This window comes from Nocardia sp. 348MFTsu5.1, from assembly GCF_000383535.1.
GTDB lineage: Bacteria > Actinomycetota > Actinomycetes > Mycobacteriales > Mycobacteriaceae > Williamsia > Williamsia faeni.
The window spans coordinates 197,206-212,560 of sequence record NZ_KB911509.1; the positions used below are offsets into that span (position 1 = coordinate 197,206).

The window sequence follows — 15,355 nt, forward strand, 5'->3', positions numbered from 1 at the left end:
TTTGACTCCTCGGCAGTTGCTTTCTCTACCTTTGGCGTCTCTACCTTTGGCGTCTTTACCTTTGGCTTCTCCGCCTTGGTGGCCGAGGTCGTGGCGGTGGATTCCGCATCGGCCATCAGGCCCCACTTCTCTTCGGGAGTGGAGGTGACCGTTTCGCTGAGCTTGCTCATCGTCTTCTTCTCCTCTGGATTTTCTCCGCTGGCGTTGTCGTGACCACGGGGCTGGGATGTGGTCATGGTGCTGAGGGCAGGACCGGGCCGGCATACGGCAGTGGAATCGACTCGGGCCCAACGGGAGTCGGCGTCGCCGTCGCAAGTGGATCGGCACCCGCCGGCGGACCGGCCGTATCGTCACCGGCCGGCCGCGGAGCGCTGGCGGCGCCGCGGATCTGCATCGATGGATCGTCCTCGGTGCAATATGTGCCGTAGAGATAGGGCTCGGGGAAATCGACCTGCCAGTGCGGGCGGCGCGGGAGTTCGTATTGGCAGTTCTTCCGCGGATAAATGTTCACTGCCGCCCAGATGCCGCCATCACGGAATACCGAGGCGATCGCATCGAGGGTGGAGCCGGTTCGATCCTGCGGGAAGAAGAACTCTTGTAGCGCCGGAACTCTCAGATAGGTCATTTGGGCAACCGTCGTCAGATTTCCCAGGAGCTGAACCATCGTCGGAGAGTTGTCCGCGATGATCGAGTCCGCGGCCCGCAGCGTCGCCGGCGTCTGGTCGATGAATGTGCGGAAACCCTTGTCCATCGACGCGACTCCGTCCAGCGTTCCCGCGAGGTTCTGCGAGGTGTCCTGCAGACCCGGGCTCATCTCCCTGAGGGTGCCAAGTACAACCTGGCTGTTGTTGAGCAAGCTGACAGTCTGCGGGAGCACCGAATCGAGCGTCGAGATGAGGAAGGTTCCACCGGTGATGATCGACTCGAGCTTGTCGGGTCCTTCGGGGCCGACACCGAGTTCTTTGATGATCGTCTCGACCTTTTCCGGTTCGATCTGGGCCAGCATGCCATCGAGGTCACCCAGCAGATCCGCCATCGGGACCGGTGTCGAGGTCTGGTCGGCCTCCACCACAGACCCGTTGGTCAGATAGGGGCCCTCGTCGCTGGTGGGCCGGAAGTCGAGGTACTGCTCGCCGGCCGGTGACAGCCCGGCAACCCGGACCTCGCCCCCACTCGGGATCTGGACATCGCCATCGATCTCGGCAACGGCCACGACTCCGTCGTCCGACAGTTCCACCGCTTGGACTTTGCCGACGGGCACGCCCCGCAAGGTCACATCCTGCTTCGGCAACAACCCACCGGATAGCGAAAGATTCACGCGCACCGTCATTTTCGATGCCATCGGGTCGACCTGAAAAACACCGAACACCAGATACGCGATGCCGAGTATCAACACCGCGAAAAGGGCCCCCACCGACAACCAGAGGCGATGATCGACGAGCTTTCGGGTACCGGTGACGACCAGTTTGGCCGGCGTCTCCAGTGGTCCGGTGGCGTACTCGAGTTGCTGGGTCATCGGGCCGGTCCCGTCGTCAGATGACTCCGCAGCCGCTCGAGGGTGTGGGTGAGGGTTCCGACAGCGTTGGCGCCGTCGGTGGCGTCGGGAATCTTGCTGCCAGGGTCGGCGGAATGGGCCGGGTCGGCGATTGCACCGATCGAGAGGTCCTGGAGATCCGCGAACGGATGGGCGGCGGTGCCGTTCGTGATCTTGATGACCGGCGCCAGCAACGCGTTCACCTTGGCGAGGTCCGCCTTTGGATTTGTCGCCGCGTCATTGAGTTCGGCGGCGAGGGTGTTGAGGTCCTCGATCATCCCTCGACCACCGGTGCCGGCGATCGACGGGAATTTGGCGAGTTGGCCGGTGACATCTGCGAGCTGTTTGGTGAGCCCGAGAATCTGACCGGTGTTCGCGTTGAGCACGGTCAATGCCGGTCCCGCTGCCGCGATCGCGTCGGTGATGGTGCTCTCACCGGCCGACAACGTCGACACCAGTCGATTGGTCTGGTTCAAGGTATCCCGGATCTCAGTTGATCGGGCCGAGAGTTTGCCGATCAGACTGGTGGATTGGTCGATCAGGGCACCGAGTCGATCGCCCTTGTCGCCGACCGCTGTTCCGAGGCCGTTGATGACCTTGGTCAGGTTGCGGATCACGCCACCGTTGACCAGCAGTGCCGACGTCGTCAGAACCTCCTCGATGGTGGCTGCCGCCGATGTCTGCTCGATCTCGATGGTGTCTCCGCCATGCAGGACGGGGGCATCGGGGGCCGCATCCGCCGGCGGCTGAACCGCGACAAAGATGTCGCCGAGCGGTGTCGCCGAACGCAATTCAGCACGGGTACCGGTCGGCAGCGTCACCTTCTCGCTGATTCTCAGCGTGACAACGGCCGTGTAGTTGTCGACCCGCATATCTTCGACCTCACCGATATCGGCGCCCGCGAGCTTCACTTTCGCCTGATTCGGGAGGTTGAGAGCGTTCTCGAAGGTGGCGTAGACGGTGTAGGTGTCGCCGCCGACACTGCGCGCCGGCAGCGGCACCGACTCGAGGTCCATCGAGCAGGCGCTGGTGAAGACGGCGAGCGCTACAAGCGCTCCACCCGACGCGGCCCTGCCCCGGCGCATCACTGCGGCAACCCTGCCATGCCCTCGAGCATGGCCGTGAGCCCGAAGTCCGGGCCGAAATCAGACAATGTTCCGGTGGCACAACCCAGTTGACGCAGTCCCAACACGTTGCATACTTCCTTCAGCAGCTGGCCGTCGAAGAACACCTTCTCGATCTGCGCGTGCACCCTGGCGATCTTGTTGTCGTGATCGATGATGTTGTACACGTTGTCCAGCAGCATCGGCGTGATGTCCAGGAACTCGGCGATCTCCCGCTGATAGTCCGACAGCGACGTCAGGACCGTATTGCCATTCGTGGCAGTCGTTTTCAAATTGCCCTGATTGTCCCGGAGCAGGTCTTCGGCCTGCAGCAGAATCTGGTTGATCTGAGCTCCGGTGTCGCCGGCTCCGAGGTCCTGGTCGGCGAGGATGTCACTCAGTTGGCTGATCGCAGAACCGAACTCACGGATCTGACCGTCATTCGCGGCTGCTGCCTCCGTCAGCACCGAGAGGTTGTCGACGATCGTGGTGATCGAATTCTTGGTCTCGGCCCCACCGTCGTCGCCCATTCGGAGGGCTTTGGACAGCTGCGTCAATGCCGAACGAATGTCGTTGCCGTTGCCGTCGGTGATGGCCGATCCGACGTCGAGGAGTTGTGCGACCGGACCGGCACCCTGCCCGTCGCCCTGGAGCTCGACCGCCAGATCGTCGGCCATCGCGAGCAACCGATCGAACTCGACCGGAGTCTTTGTGCGGTCCAGGCCGACCTGGTCATGGTTCTTCATCTTCGGCCCGCCGGTGTAGGCCGGAGAAAGTTCGATGTGACGATCGGTGAGGATGGACGTCGAGACGGTGACCACATTCACGTCCGCCGGGATGTCGACGTCTCCTTCGATCTCCATCTCCACCTCCACGTGGGTGCCCTTCGGAGTGATCGTCTCGACCTTGCCCACCGGCATGCCCAGGACCGATACCGAGTTGCCCTCGTACAGACCCACTGCGTTGTCGAAAAGTGCTGTCACCCTCATGGATCCCTCCGATGCGGTGGCTGCCCGCACACTGCCGAAGCAGACGACGGCAACCAGCATCACGATCACCACGACCTTGGTCACTGCGCTACGCGTCCTCATTTGCAGTCCTTGAGGTACTCGGGAAGATTCACCTGGTTGGCGCGACCGCTGACCGCGCACATCCAGGAGTCGACGAACGGCCCGGCGATGGAGGAGAAGTCGGCTTCGTTGGCATTGCCGGTGACGTTGGCGAAGTTCCGGATCGGAACCGGCAGGATCTGCATGGCGTTGCGCAGCAGATCATCGTTGGATGACAGTGTCTGCAACATCCCGTTCAGATTCACGATCAGCCCGTCGACCGCGGCCCGGTCGTCCACCACGATGGTCTGCAGCTGATCCACCAGCTCGGTGGTGGCACCGAACAGCTGGTTGATCATTGCGCGCCGAGTATTGATCTCCTGCAGTACCTCTCGCCCCTGTGAGATCAGGGATCCGAGGTTGCCCTGCTGTTTGCGGATCACGTCGGTGAGTTGCTTCGTGCTGGTCAGCAGTGACCCGACCTGTCCCCGACGGTCGGCCATGATCGATGCCAGACTCTCGACGTTGGTGAGCACCTGCGGAATCAGTTCCGGCGTACCTTCCAGTTGATCTGAGAGCGTGGACATCGTCTCACCGATGTTCCCGAAGTCGACCTGCTCGAAGGTGGTGGTCGCACTGGTGATCAACTGCTGCAGATCGTACGGAACAGCGGTGTGCGCCAGGTTGATCCGGCCGTCGGGAAGACTCCCGGTGCCGGCCGGTTTGAGTTCCACATACCGTGACCCGAGCAACGTGGTCAGCTGAATCGAGGCGGTGGTGTCGGCGCCGAGGTCGACGTCTTCGTCGACCTCGAGCGTCACCACGACGTGGTCGCCCGCCAATCGCGTATCCGCGACCGTACCGACCGATACCCCCGCCACCGTGATCGAATCACCGGGACTGACGCCTGCCGCCTGCGCGAAATCGGCGTCGTACTTCACCTTGCCGATACCCGCGCCGGCGATCTGCAGGAGCGCGAAGAGCAAGACCAGGATGATGCCCACGGTGATCGCACCGAGGACCGCCTTGTTGTGCTTTTCCACCGGCTGACGGATCACTCGACCCGCGTTCGACGCCATTCGTTTCAGCATGATGTCCTCACTGGCACGCCGGAGAGAACTTGGTCTTGCCGCCGGGAGTGGCAGCATCGACGATGGACGGGATCACGTTGCTCAGGGCCGGAATGTACGTGACGTTCAGGGTGCACAGATAGGTGTCGATGTATGCCCCCGCCTGGGTCACCCGGGCCAGCCCCTTCAGCAGGATCGGGACGTTGAATCCCAAGTAGGCGAACGCATCCAGGTTGTCCATGTAGTGCTGGGCGAAACCTGGTTGCCGCGTCAGGAATTGATTCAGCTCGGGTGCGGCCTCATTGGCCAGCGTGGCAACCCGGCCCACCACCGTCGATATCGAATCAATCGAGGTCACGAGTTCCTCGCGCCGATCCGCCAGCTGGGTGAACATCGCCTGCGATTGGGTGATCACCGTGTCGACGGCGCCGCGTTGTTCGGCGAACGTGCGAACGATGCCGTCGAGATTGCCGATGATGTCTCCGAGTATCTGGTCGGGTCCGGCAAACGATTCGGCGAGTTCGGATGTCTGCGCGACCAGTGTGGTGATCGAACCGTTGTCGCCCTGCAGCGCCCGGATGATCGACGTGGTGATGTTGTCGATCTGGTTGGGGTCCAACACGCTGAACAGCGGCTCGAATCCGTTGAGCAGCACCGAGATGTTGAACGAGGGTTCGGTCCGTTCGAGGGGGATCTCGCCGCCCTTCATGACCACCGGGTCACCCTGATCGCCCAGCGAGAGCCCGAGGTATCGCTGGCCGATGATGTTCTCGTAGGTGATGGAGGCCTTGGTGTTTCCGTAGATCTGCTGGTCGGATTCCACCCGGAAGCCGACCTTGGCGACCAGCCCGTCGAGCTTGATCGAATCAACCCGCCCCACGCGGACACCGGCCATCCGGACGTCGTCACCGATACCGAGGCCTGAAACATCGCTGAACACTGCGGTATACGCGGTCGACGGCCCGTCGACGCTGCGGCGCAGGGTGTTGAAAACCGTCCAGGTCAACGCGATGGAGATGACCAGGAAGATGATCAGCCCGATGAGCGGTTTGCGATAACTCATGACTGCGGCCCCCCGTCCGCCGCGGCGACATCGACCGTGGTTCCGCGGGCGACCGGCCCGAGCAACAGGGTGGACGCGGCACTCGGTTCTTCACCGATGATCTTGCCGAGCACGTCCTGTTCCTGCGCGCTGCCCACCGAACCGACGTTGCCACCCATCGGTGCGGACATGAAGTTCTGCGCGCCGTTGCGGGACGGGATCACCGAAATACCGTCCCCTGCCGGTGCCGTCTGGCAGCTCGCGCCTTCCAACTCGCCGTACCGCGGGCAGTCGGCCCGGGTGAACATTCGGTGAGGAGTGAACTGGAACAAGAACTTTCCGGCACCGTTCTTCGCCCCGACCGGCCAGAACTCCTCGAACCATTTGTCGGAGATGTTCGCCAGACTGGTGGTGATCTGGGTGAACGACGAACCACCATCTGCGAGGACGCCGAGCACCGGCGACAGTTGCCACGTGATCCCGATGATCGTGTCGGTGTTGTTCACCAGCGCGGTGTTCACCGTCGTCAACGTGGTCGAAGCGCCGGCCAGCAGATCGTTCAGCCCCCGGTTCTTCTCCGCGAGTGTCTTCATCGGCACCACCGCAGAGTGCATCACATCGAGCAGCTCGGGCGCCGACTCGTTGAGCCCCTGGACCGCGCCGTTCAGTGAACTCAGCGTCGACGGCCCGCCTCCGGGGCCGACGATGGCATCCAGTTCCTTTGTGATCCGGTCGAGTGCGGCTCCGGCATCAGAGATCTCGGCACCATGGCGATCGGTGGCCTCCGCCACCGCGGCGAGGATTCCCACCGTCTCATCGGTGCCCACGCGGGCCGACGCGGCGATGATCTCGCGGAGCTTGGTCATCGCGGTCTGTAGCTGGATGGTCGAGGCACTCTCATCCTGGTTGATGGTCGCCCCCTCACTCAGCGGCGGTGCCGCACCATTGTCGATCAGCTGGATGGATGAGACGGCAAAGACGTTGCTGGGCACCACTCTTGCCGTCACCGTTCGTGGAATGTTGTGGGCGTACGCGGGATCGAGTGCGAGGTCGACGTGGTTCATCCCGCCGGCCTCACCCGGTTCGAGCCCGGTGACCGACCCGACCAGCACCCCTCGATACTTCACATCGGAGTTGTTGGGCAGACCGTCGCCGACATCGGCGAGTACGGCCGTGGCCTTCATGACCTCGTCGAACTTGCCGTTCACCTTGGCCATCAACGCCACCAGGAGCACCGCGACCACGATGAGGGTTCCGAGGCCGATGAGATAAAGCCGAATGTTGGAGTGGCCCCGCGGATCTGCGTCAAATTCAACCGCCATCGCTAACCACCGAGCCTTGCGCCGGTACCGACGCCCCAGAAGGCCATTGTCAGCAACAGGTTCAGAACGATCATCGCCGAGATACTCGCGCGCATCGCTCGACCGGCCGCGGTACCGACACCCTGCGGTCCACCTGCCGCATAGAAGCCGTAGTAGCACTGGATGGTCGAGGTGACGATCACAAAGATGATGGCTTTTGCCAGGGAGTACAGGACGTCGGTGCCACCGAGAACCAGCCGGAAGTAGTGCTCGTACGTTCCGGCCGGCATACCGCTCGAGAAGCCGACGATCAGTTGCACCGTCACGTAATTCAGTGTGAGGCAGGCGAGGTAGAGCGGGACGATGGCAACAATCGACGCCAGCAACCGGGTGGTCACCAGGTACGGGATCGGCCGGATCGCCAGAGCCTCCATCGCATCGATCTCCTCGGAGATCCGCATCGCACCGAGTTGCGCGGTGAACCGGCATCCTGCCTGTGCGGCGAAGGCCAGCGAGGCCATGATCGGCGCCAATTCCCGGGTGACCGCGGTGGATGCGACCATTCCCGTGGCTGGTTCCAGGCCGAGCAGGTGCAGCGCCTGATAGCCCTCGATCGCCACCAGTGCACCGGCGGCCGCACCGAGCACGATGATCACCCCGGCGGTGCCACCGCCGACAACGATCGATCCGTTACCCCAGGTCACATCCGACAGAATCCGGAGGAACTCCTTGCGGTAATGGCGCAGCGTCAACGGGATCGACACCAGCGCGCGGACCAGGAAGGCAACCATGTGGCCCAGTCGCATGACCAGGACGCCCTGAACATTGACGACTTTGGCGAAGGTGCGCGCTCCGGTCGGGTAGTACTTCGAGGCCACTTAGAACCCCGTCCGCGGAAACAGCAGGACGTACAGCTGTGTGAGGGCGACGTTGACCACCATGAGCAAGATGATCGAGGCGACGACGGTCGCGTTGACCGAGTTCGCGACACCCGCCGGTCCGCCCCTGGTGTTCAAACCCTTGTGGCAGGCCACGATTGCGACAATCGCACCGAAAATCACCGCTTTGAGCATCGTCAGGTAGAAGTCGCCGACCGTGGCGAAGGAAGCGAACGTGGAGACGAACGTGCCGGGAGTTCCGCCCTGCACGAACGTGTTGAACAGATAGCCCGAGAAGAAGCCGACGAAGCAGACGACTCCGGTGAGGCTGACACCCACGAGGATCGCGGCCGCCAGGCGCGGCACCACCAGTCGCTGGATCACCGAGAGCCCCATCACCTCCATCGCGTCGATCTCATCGCGAATCTTGCGGGACCCCAGATCTGCGCAGATCGCCGAACCGGCCGCCGAGGCCATCAACAGCGCGGCGACCATCGGGGCGCCCTGACGGATGACCGCAAGACCACTCGCGGCGCCGGCCATCGACGTCGCACCCACTTGTCCGGCCAGCAGCGCGAATTGAATGGACAGCGTCATCCCGATGGGAACGGCCACGAACACGGTCGGCATCGCGGAGGCCGACGCCATGAACGCCGACTGGCGGATGAACTCGACAAAGGGAAACCGCAATCGCACGATGTCCATGAACAGGTACTGGATCGCCCGCAGTCCCAACACACATTGGCCACCGACGGTATCGAGCGAGGCGACCGGATGCCGGCGCACATAGCCGCGCATCCATCCGGTTATCTCACCGACAGCGGACCGCGTCTGTGCCCGGTCCTCCGGCTCGGTACCCCGACCGCGGGGCACCGTGTCGCCTGAACCGGTCACTGACGGCTGATCGATGATGGCCATCAACAACTCTGGGCGAGCGTTGTGTGCACACGATGGTTCACAACAATTGACGAGCGTTCACACTTCATTTCTTGCTTCCCCCTTGATCCCTCGTGATCGCAACCGGCGGAGTGGCTTTCACCGATTGCGATCATGAGGCGACAAGTTTTGAGTATGACTGTTGCCGATCACGAACTGCCCTGATCGACCGGATTCCCCCAACCCGATCATCCGGTCAGATGTACCAGCCTCCGTTGACTCCGATGATCTGTCCGGTGATGAACCCGGCCTGTTCGCTGCACAGGAACGCGGCTGCCGCCCCGACATCGTCAGGCAGGCCTGCCCTGCGTACCGGGGTCATCGCGGCAAGATCGCTGATCGCCGGGATGTATCCGTTCTGGACTCCCTGCTGCGCCATCGGGGTGTCGATGATCGACGGCGGAATGGTGTTCACCGTGATCCCCTCCGGTGAATACTCGTACGCCAGCGCTTTGGTCAGGGCGATCACGCCGCCCTTCGACGCAACATAGTGCGCCCGTTGTGGTGCGCCGCCCTGGGCGCTGGACGACGAGATCGTGACGATCCGCCCCCAGCCGGCTGCGGTCATATCCGGTATGACTGCCTGGGCCGCGTTGAACGTTCCGGTGAGGTTCACCGCGATCATCCGTTCCCACCCCTGCGCCGTGATGTCGGTGAAAGGAAGCTGTGCTTCGATACCGGCACTGGTCACCAGGATCTGAACAGGTCCGAAAGCCTCCCGCACCTGCCCGAGGGCGGCGTCGATCGCCGCTCGGTCGGTGACGTCGACCTCCGCCGACATCGCCTCGGACCCGCTGCTCCGCAGATCCTCGGCTGCCTTGTGCGCTTCGTCGCCGTTCTGGTCGAAAATCGCGATGCGATGTCCGGCCGCCGCCAGGTGCGTCGCCACCGACAGCCCGATACCCGAGGCCCCGCCGGTGATGACGGCCACGCGGCTCACAGTGCCGTCGTTCGTCAGTTCGGTCATCGGCGCGCTCAGCCGATCGGGGTGAAGTCGAGGTACAACTCGGTCAGACCACGCAAGATGTAGGTCGGTTCGTAGTTGAAGACGCGAGCATCCGCCGGACCGTGCTTCTCCTCGTTGATCCGGATGTCGCCCATCCGGTCGAGGAATCGGTTGAACGACACCTGACCCTCGACCTTGGCCAACGGACCACCCGGGCAGGAGTGGATGCCACGGCCGAAGGCCATCTGCTCCTTGACGTTGTGGCGCTCGAGGTCCAGGTGGTGCGGGTCCTCGAATCGTGACGGGTCACGGTTGATCGCACCGACACAGAGCATCACGGTCGTGCCGGCTTTGACTTCCAGGTCGCCGACCGTGGTGGTCTTCTTGGCCAGCCGGAACGTCGACTTGACCGGGCCCTCCATCCGGAGGACTTCTTCGATGAAGTTTCCGATGAGCTCACGGTCATCGCGAATGCGCTGTTGCAACTCCGGATCTTCCGCGAGGAACTTGAGTCCGGCGCTGAGAAGCTTGACCGTGGTCTCCTGGCCGGCCGCGAACACGAATGTCGCCGAGCGCACCACGTCGATGACCTCGGGGGTCGAACCGTCCGGATACTTGGCCTCGGCCAGCGCGGTCAGCACGTCGCCGCGGGGCTCTTTCCTTCGATCCTCGATGTACTGGCTGAACTTCGAGTCGAGCCATTCGAGCGGATTCTGGTCGAGTACATCCTTGTCGAGCGCTCCGACCACGGCACCTGGACGCGGCGACCCCAGCCGGATGCGGAACTCGTCGTGGTCCTCTTCGGGCACACCGAGAAGATCGGCAATGACCAACAGCGCGAACGGTTTTGCGTAGTCCTTCAAGATCTCGGTGCTACCGGACTTGACGAACTCGTCGAGTTGCGTGTCGGCCAGCCGCCACATGAACTCTTCGTTCTCCTTGACGCGACGCGGCGTGAACAGGCGGTTCAGCAGACCCCGGGACAGCTTGTGCTCCGGATTGTCCATCGTGACCATGTGCTCATGCATGATCATCTCGGGGCGGTGCTTTGCGATGAGATCGCTGATGTCGTCGCCCTCAGGGGTGAACGGCAGGTCGGGGAATGGTCCACCGACCGCGTTGCAGGACGAGAAATTCTCGGTGTCACGGTATACGGCGAGCGCCTCGTCATGGCCGGTCACCGCCACCACTCCGTGATGGGGTTCGACCAGAACCGGGCACTTGGACCGCATGTGGTCCAGGTACGGATTCGGGTCACGAATTATCGACTGGTCCGTAAAAAAGTCGATCGAATCGAAGTCACTCACTGATACGCCCTCCCTCGTAGTGCATGACTGGCCGGTGCCATTCACGTTCGCGATGTATCCGGACCCTGGGCTGTGTCCGTCCCCGCCACTTGCTGAGCACTCGCCTTGCAGTGCTGAGCACTTGAATAGCATGCCTGATCAATTGAGGTCAAGATCACTTTTTCGAAAATACGTAGCGACCAATCACAGAAACCCCACCCGCCAGACCCTCCTCCAATGCGCCGGCGGCGATGATACCGCAGTGCTTACCGAATAGGCAACGGTATCGGATTTGGCGCTGGTCCAGGGCTTACGCCAGGAGGCTGTCCACGATCGATCGCGCGGTCGGTATCGCGGCCCCGTCACCCATCCGGGCTCCGGTGTTGGCAGCGGCCACAATGGCGTCCAACTGAAAGGCCAATGCGTGGGCGTCGCGCCCGGCGAGATGGCCCTGGACCTGGGCGCGGTGAATTTCTTTCTCCAGCAGCCCGAACCAATCGCGGCGGTCGGCGTCGACGGCGTCGCGGACCGGACCGTTGCGGCTGTCGAACTCCACGGTGGTGGCGACGCGGAAACAGCCACCCGGCAGGACCGGCTCGCTCACGTAGTCGAACCAGTTGTCGACCAGCGCCCGTAGCCGCGGCATACCCGCAGGTTCACCCAGCGCCGGCTGCACGACGTGCTCGATGAACACATCGCGGGCCGCCTGCACCGCGGCCAATTGCAGATTCTCCTTGGTGCCGAACAGGGTGGCGACACCACTCTTGCTCAGTCCCAGATCGCCGGCCAACCTGCCGAGGCTCAGGCCCGTGAGGCCTTCGACGGAAGCCACGTCGGCGGCGTGGCGCGCGATCGTCGCACGGGCTCGCGCACCCTTGACCAGCCGCTGGTCGGACGTCTTGATCACCTCGGCCACCTTTCCATCGTGTCATCGGACCCTTGCAAAGTCGAACGATCGGTCGTACTTTATTTAAGTGTACGCACGATCGTTCGTATTGTTTGATGGATCAAAACCACACCATCCCCGGTCACTCCGAGAGGGAATCCCATGACCGAGATCATCGAACCGGGCACTGCCCCGCCATCCACCAATTCCACTGCCACCCGATCCGCACGACTGTCACTGGTCGTCGCCTGTGGCGCGGCATTCGTCGCATTGCTCGACCTGTCGGTCGTCAACATCGCTTTCCCCGCCATGGCCCGCGATTTCACCGACACCACCACAACCACTCTGACCTGGGTCGTCAGCGGATATGCAGTCGCATTCGCGGCGCTGCTCACTCCGGCGGGCCGGTTCGCCGACGTCCTCGGTCGGCGCCGCGTATTCCTGTACGCCTTGGCCGGATTCGCGCTCACCTCGCTGCTGTGCGCAGTCGCACCTGACGCCACGTGGCTCATCGCCGGACGGTTCCTGCAAGGGGCGACCGCAGCGCTGCTGATCCCGGCCGGGCTCGGGCTCGTACTTAGTGTCACCGCGCCCGCACGAATCGGAGTCGCGATCGCGGCATGGACCGCGTCCGGCGGGTTTGCCGCGGCGGTCGGACCCGCGATCGGCGGCGCCCTCGTCGAATGGTTCGGGTGGCGTTCGGTTTTCATCATCAACGTCCCGGTCGCAGCCGTGCTCATCGGACTCGGCCTGACCATCGCCGATACCGACACACGCCGAGGTGAGCGGGGACTACCCGACTGGATCGGTACGTCCGCAACGGTATTGGGCATCGGCGCGGTGGTCGCAGCCGTCACCGAGGGCCAGCAGTGGGGCTGGAGTTCATGGCGCACAGTACTGTGCTTCGGCGTCGGGGCGGTGCTGCTGGCAGTGGCGCTCGTGCGGTCGCGCCGCCATCCGCGCCCTGCCATCGCGGTCGGGTTGTGGCGAAACCGCCGCTACGCGCTGACCAACATGACCTCGTTCGTGTTCGGCACCGTGATGTTCGCGTGGCTGCTGGCGGGCCCACTGTGGCTCGCTGCGATCTGGCAATACTCGGTGCTGGAATCGGCTGCGGCGATGACCGTCGGAGCGATCACCTCCATGGTCACTGCAGTGGCCGCCGGGCGGGCACCCGCGAACTGGCAACGCGCGCTGGGTGTTACGGGGGTGCTCATGCTGGCTGCGTCCTCGCTGTACATGAGTACGGATGTGTGGGGCACCGATCCCGCATTGTGGCAGGCGTGGGTGCCCGCCGGAATCCTCGGCGGCGGCGGTATCGGACTGATCGTCACGGTACTCGGCGCGGCGGCCGCGAGTTCCGTTCCACCGCAGCAGTTTGCAACGGGCATCGGAATGAACATGACCGCGCGGCAGACCGGCGGTGCGCTGGGGATCGCGATCCTCGCCTCCGTGTTCGCCGCCAACCCCGACAACCAGCTCACCGCCTTCCACACGTTGTTCGCCATCTGCGGTGGGATCGCGCTCGCGGCCGCGGCATGCGCCCTCATCCCCACTCGCACCGGAGAGAATCAAGGAGAAACCCAATGAATCCCAATGACATTCGCGACCTCGAGATCGACGCAGAGGTGAACGACCCGATGCTGCTGGGCCCCGACACCGCACGCGAGATGCTCGCCGGTACGCCGTGGCAAAGGTTCGCAGTGATCGGTGATTCGATCGCCGCGGGTACCGGCGATCCATGGCCCGGGTACGCCGACGTGCCGTGGTCCGACAGGCTGGCGGCGACGATGAAGTCGGTGCATCCGGATCTCGCCTACATCAACACCGGAAAGATCGGCGCCACCATCGGCCAGGTCCACGACGAACAGCTAAGGGCCGTCCTCGACTTCCGGCCAGACCTGGTGCATGTTTCCTGCGGCGGCAACGATTTGTTCCTGCACGACACCGACCTCGTTTCGGTGGAACGCGACCTCGACGACCTCTGCGCCGCCGTGGCCGCGGATGGGGCCCAGCTGTCGATGTTCACCCTGGCCGACGCCTTCACAGGTCACCTGCGCCCGTTGCGCCCCACCTTCATGGCTTTCGCCGATATCGTGCGCCGAGTGGCCGCGGATCACGACGCGATCCTCACCGAATTTTGGGACCACCCGGCCAGGCTACGACGAAATTGGTTGAGCGCGGACCACATTCACCTCACGATGGCCGGTCACGCGGTCGTGGCGACCGAGGTCACCAAGTCGCTGGCCGCATTCCATCAGCCCTAAGGTGCTCCGGGTCCACCGGGTCCACCGGGTCCGCCCGGGCCTCCGCCACCGCCGGGAGGCGCCGCCTGGGCGTTCTCCGACTTCTCGGCGACACCGACGGTGATAGAGATCTTGTATCCGGCGTCGGCGCTGCCTACCGCGGTGGCCAGCTCGGCATCCCAACCGTCACTGAAGACGTTGTCCTTGTCGAGGCTGACCGCGGCAAGATTGGTGATGCTCTTCTCGTAGCCGGCGGTGGCGTAGACCGCGCTGCTCACGTCTTCCGGAAGCGCGATCTGCGAGGTCAATCGGGCATCGCTGCCGGCGACCGCCACTTCGAGGGAGTCATAGACCTCGAAATGAATGTGCGGCCAGCGACCCGAATAGCAGGCGGGGTAGATCGAGGTGAACGACACCGTTCCGTCCGCTCCGGCCACCTGCACACCGCGCAGGTAGTTCTGGTCGGCGACCTTGGATCCGTAGAGCGAGTACTCGCCGTCGCGATCGCAGTGCCAGATGTAGACGGCCATGCCTTCACCGGGATTGCAGTCCTTCGTCAGATCCTGCAGGGCCAGGGTGATCGTGACCGGCACGCCCTCGGCCGTACCCGACATGCTGCCGAAGCTGGTGGTGATGTCCTCGCGCACGACGCCGGACTCGATCAGCACGTTGGGCCCGTTGGATCCGTCACCCGGATACGGCCCGGCGGTCTCCTGCGGCGCGGCCTCGACACATTCGCCGATCGCGGTCGCTGTACCCGTGGTCGAGGTGGCGCCCGGTGAGGACGAACCGGCGGTGGATGTCGTCGAGTCCGACGAGGACGTTCCGCAGGCCACCAGCGTTGCCGCCCCGGCGGCACCGAACAGTGCCAGCGCACCTCGCCTCGACATCATTTTCTGCATGTCGTGTGCCAGGCCAAGATCATGCTCGTGGACCTCGGTGTCCCGTCCCCGCCCGAACATTCGGCGCCTACTCATCGCTTCTCCCTTGCACAACCGTTCCAGACAAACCGTTCTGAACCAGTTCTACCCACCGGAGATGGTGGGGCCCTGCTCGCAACCTGTGAGTTTGCTGGACG

14 protein-coding genes are annotated in these 15,355 nt (G+C 63.6%); 2 read left to right on the forward strand and 12 right to left on the reverse strand.

The genetic code is table 11. The features are described 5' to 3' along the window. Positions 1-232: 232 nt before the first annotated feature. From H290_RS0100845 to H290_RS0100895, 11 genes are all read right to left on the reverse strand, one after another. Positions 233-1,516, reverse strand: a complete 1,284-nt coding sequence (locus H290_RS0100845; RefSeq protein ID WP_020104857.1) for an MlaD family protein — start codon at positions 1,514-1,516, stop codon at positions 233-235. Then, positions 1,513-2,619, reverse strand: a complete 1,107-nt coding sequence (locus H290_RS0100850) for an MlaD family protein (protein ID WP_028462614.1) — start codon at positions 2,617-2,619, stop codon at positions 1,513-1,515. Before H290_RS0100850 ends, H290_RS0100845 begins: the two co-directional genes overlap by 4 nt. Next, on the reverse strand, positions 2,619-3,728 hold the full coding sequence (locus H290_RS0100855; protein WP_036517644.1) for an MCE family protein: 1,110 nt from the start codon (positions 3,726-3,728) through the stop codon (positions 2,619-2,621). Before H290_RS0100855 ends, H290_RS0100850 begins: the two co-directional genes overlap by 1 nt. Next, the gene (locus H290_RS0100860; RefSeq protein ID WP_020104860.1) at positions 3,725-4,765 is read right to left on the reverse strand and encodes an MCE family protein; all 1,041 of its coding nucleotides are present in this window, start codon (positions 4,763-4,765) and stop codon (positions 3,725-3,727) included. Before H290_RS0100860 ends, H290_RS0100855 begins: the two co-directional genes overlap by 4 nt. A 19-nt stretch (positions 4,766-4,784) precedes the next feature. Continuing rightward, complete coding sequence (locus H290_RS0100865; protein WP_020104861.1) at positions 4,785-5,819, reverse strand: MlaD family protein; 1,035 nt, start codon at positions 5,817-5,819, stop codon at positions 4,785-4,787. Further along, complete coding sequence (locus tag H290_RS0100870; RefSeq protein ID WP_020104862.1) at positions 5,816-7,120, reverse strand: MlaD family protein; 1,305 nt, start codon at positions 7,118-7,120, stop codon at positions 5,816-5,818. The genes H290_RS0100865 and H290_RS0100870 overlap by 4 nt, the downstream gene beginning before the upstream one ends. A gap of 2 nt (positions 7,121-7,122) precedes the next feature. Next, entirely contained in the window at positions 7,123-7,977 is an 855-nt protein-coding gene (locus H290_RS0100875; RefSeq protein WP_020104863.1) for an ABC transporter permease, read from the reverse strand. Continuing rightward, the gene (locus H290_RS0100880; protein ID WP_020104864.1) at positions 7,978-8,895 is read right to left on the reverse strand and encodes an ABC transporter permease; all 918 of its coding nucleotides are present in this window, start codon (positions 8,893-8,895) and stop codon (positions 7,978-7,980) included. A 214-nt stretch (positions 8,896-9,109) separates the two neighbouring features. Beyond that, complete coding sequence (locus H290_RS0100885; RefSeq protein ID WP_020104865.1) at positions 9,110-9,880, reverse strand: SDR family NAD(P)-dependent oxidoreductase; 771 nt, start codon at positions 9,878-9,880, stop codon at positions 9,110-9,112. Between the two features lie 8 nt (positions 9,881-9,888). Further along, on the reverse strand, positions 9,889-11,166 hold the full coding sequence (locus tag H290_RS0100890; RefSeq protein ID WP_020104866.1) for a cytochrome P450: 1,278 nt from the start codon (positions 11,164-11,166) through the stop codon (positions 9,889-9,891). A 289-nt stretch (positions 11,167-11,455) separates the two neighbouring features. Beyond that, positions 11,456-12,061 carry a TetR/AcrR family transcriptional regulator gene (locus H290_RS0100895; protein WP_020104867.1) on the reverse strand — a complete coding sequence of 202 codons (606 nt, stop codon included), beginning with the start codon at positions 12,059-12,061 and terminating at the stop codon, positions 11,456-11,458. Positions 12,062-12,193: 132 nt separating this feature from the next. On the opposite strand from H290_RS0100895, the gene H290_RS0100900 reads away from it, so the two are divergent. Beyond that, the gene (locus tag H290_RS0100900; RefSeq protein WP_020104868.1) at positions 12,194-13,621 is read left to right on the forward strand and encodes an MFS transporter; all 1,428 of its coding nucleotides are present in this window, start codon (positions 12,194-12,196) and stop codon (positions 13,619-13,621) included. Then, a complete protein-coding gene (locus H290_RS0100905) occupies positions 13,618-14,298 on the forward strand; it encodes an SGNH/GDSL hydrolase family protein (protein ID WP_020104869.1) in 681 nt (226 codons plus the stop codon). Before H290_RS0100900 ends, H290_RS0100905 begins: the two co-directional genes overlap by 4 nt. On the opposite strand, the gene H290_RS0100910 is transcribed toward H290_RS0100905, so the two are convergent. Continuing rightward, positions 14,295-15,254, reverse strand: coding sequence for an intradiol ring-cleavage dioxygenase (locus tag H290_RS0100910; protein ID WP_231373480.1), 960 nt, complete (start codon positions 15,252-15,254; stop codon positions 14,295-14,297). The two genes, H290_RS0100905 and H290_RS0100910, sit on opposite strands and share 4 nt — an antisense overlap. Between the last annotated feature and the right edge of the window lie 101 nt (positions 15,255-15,355).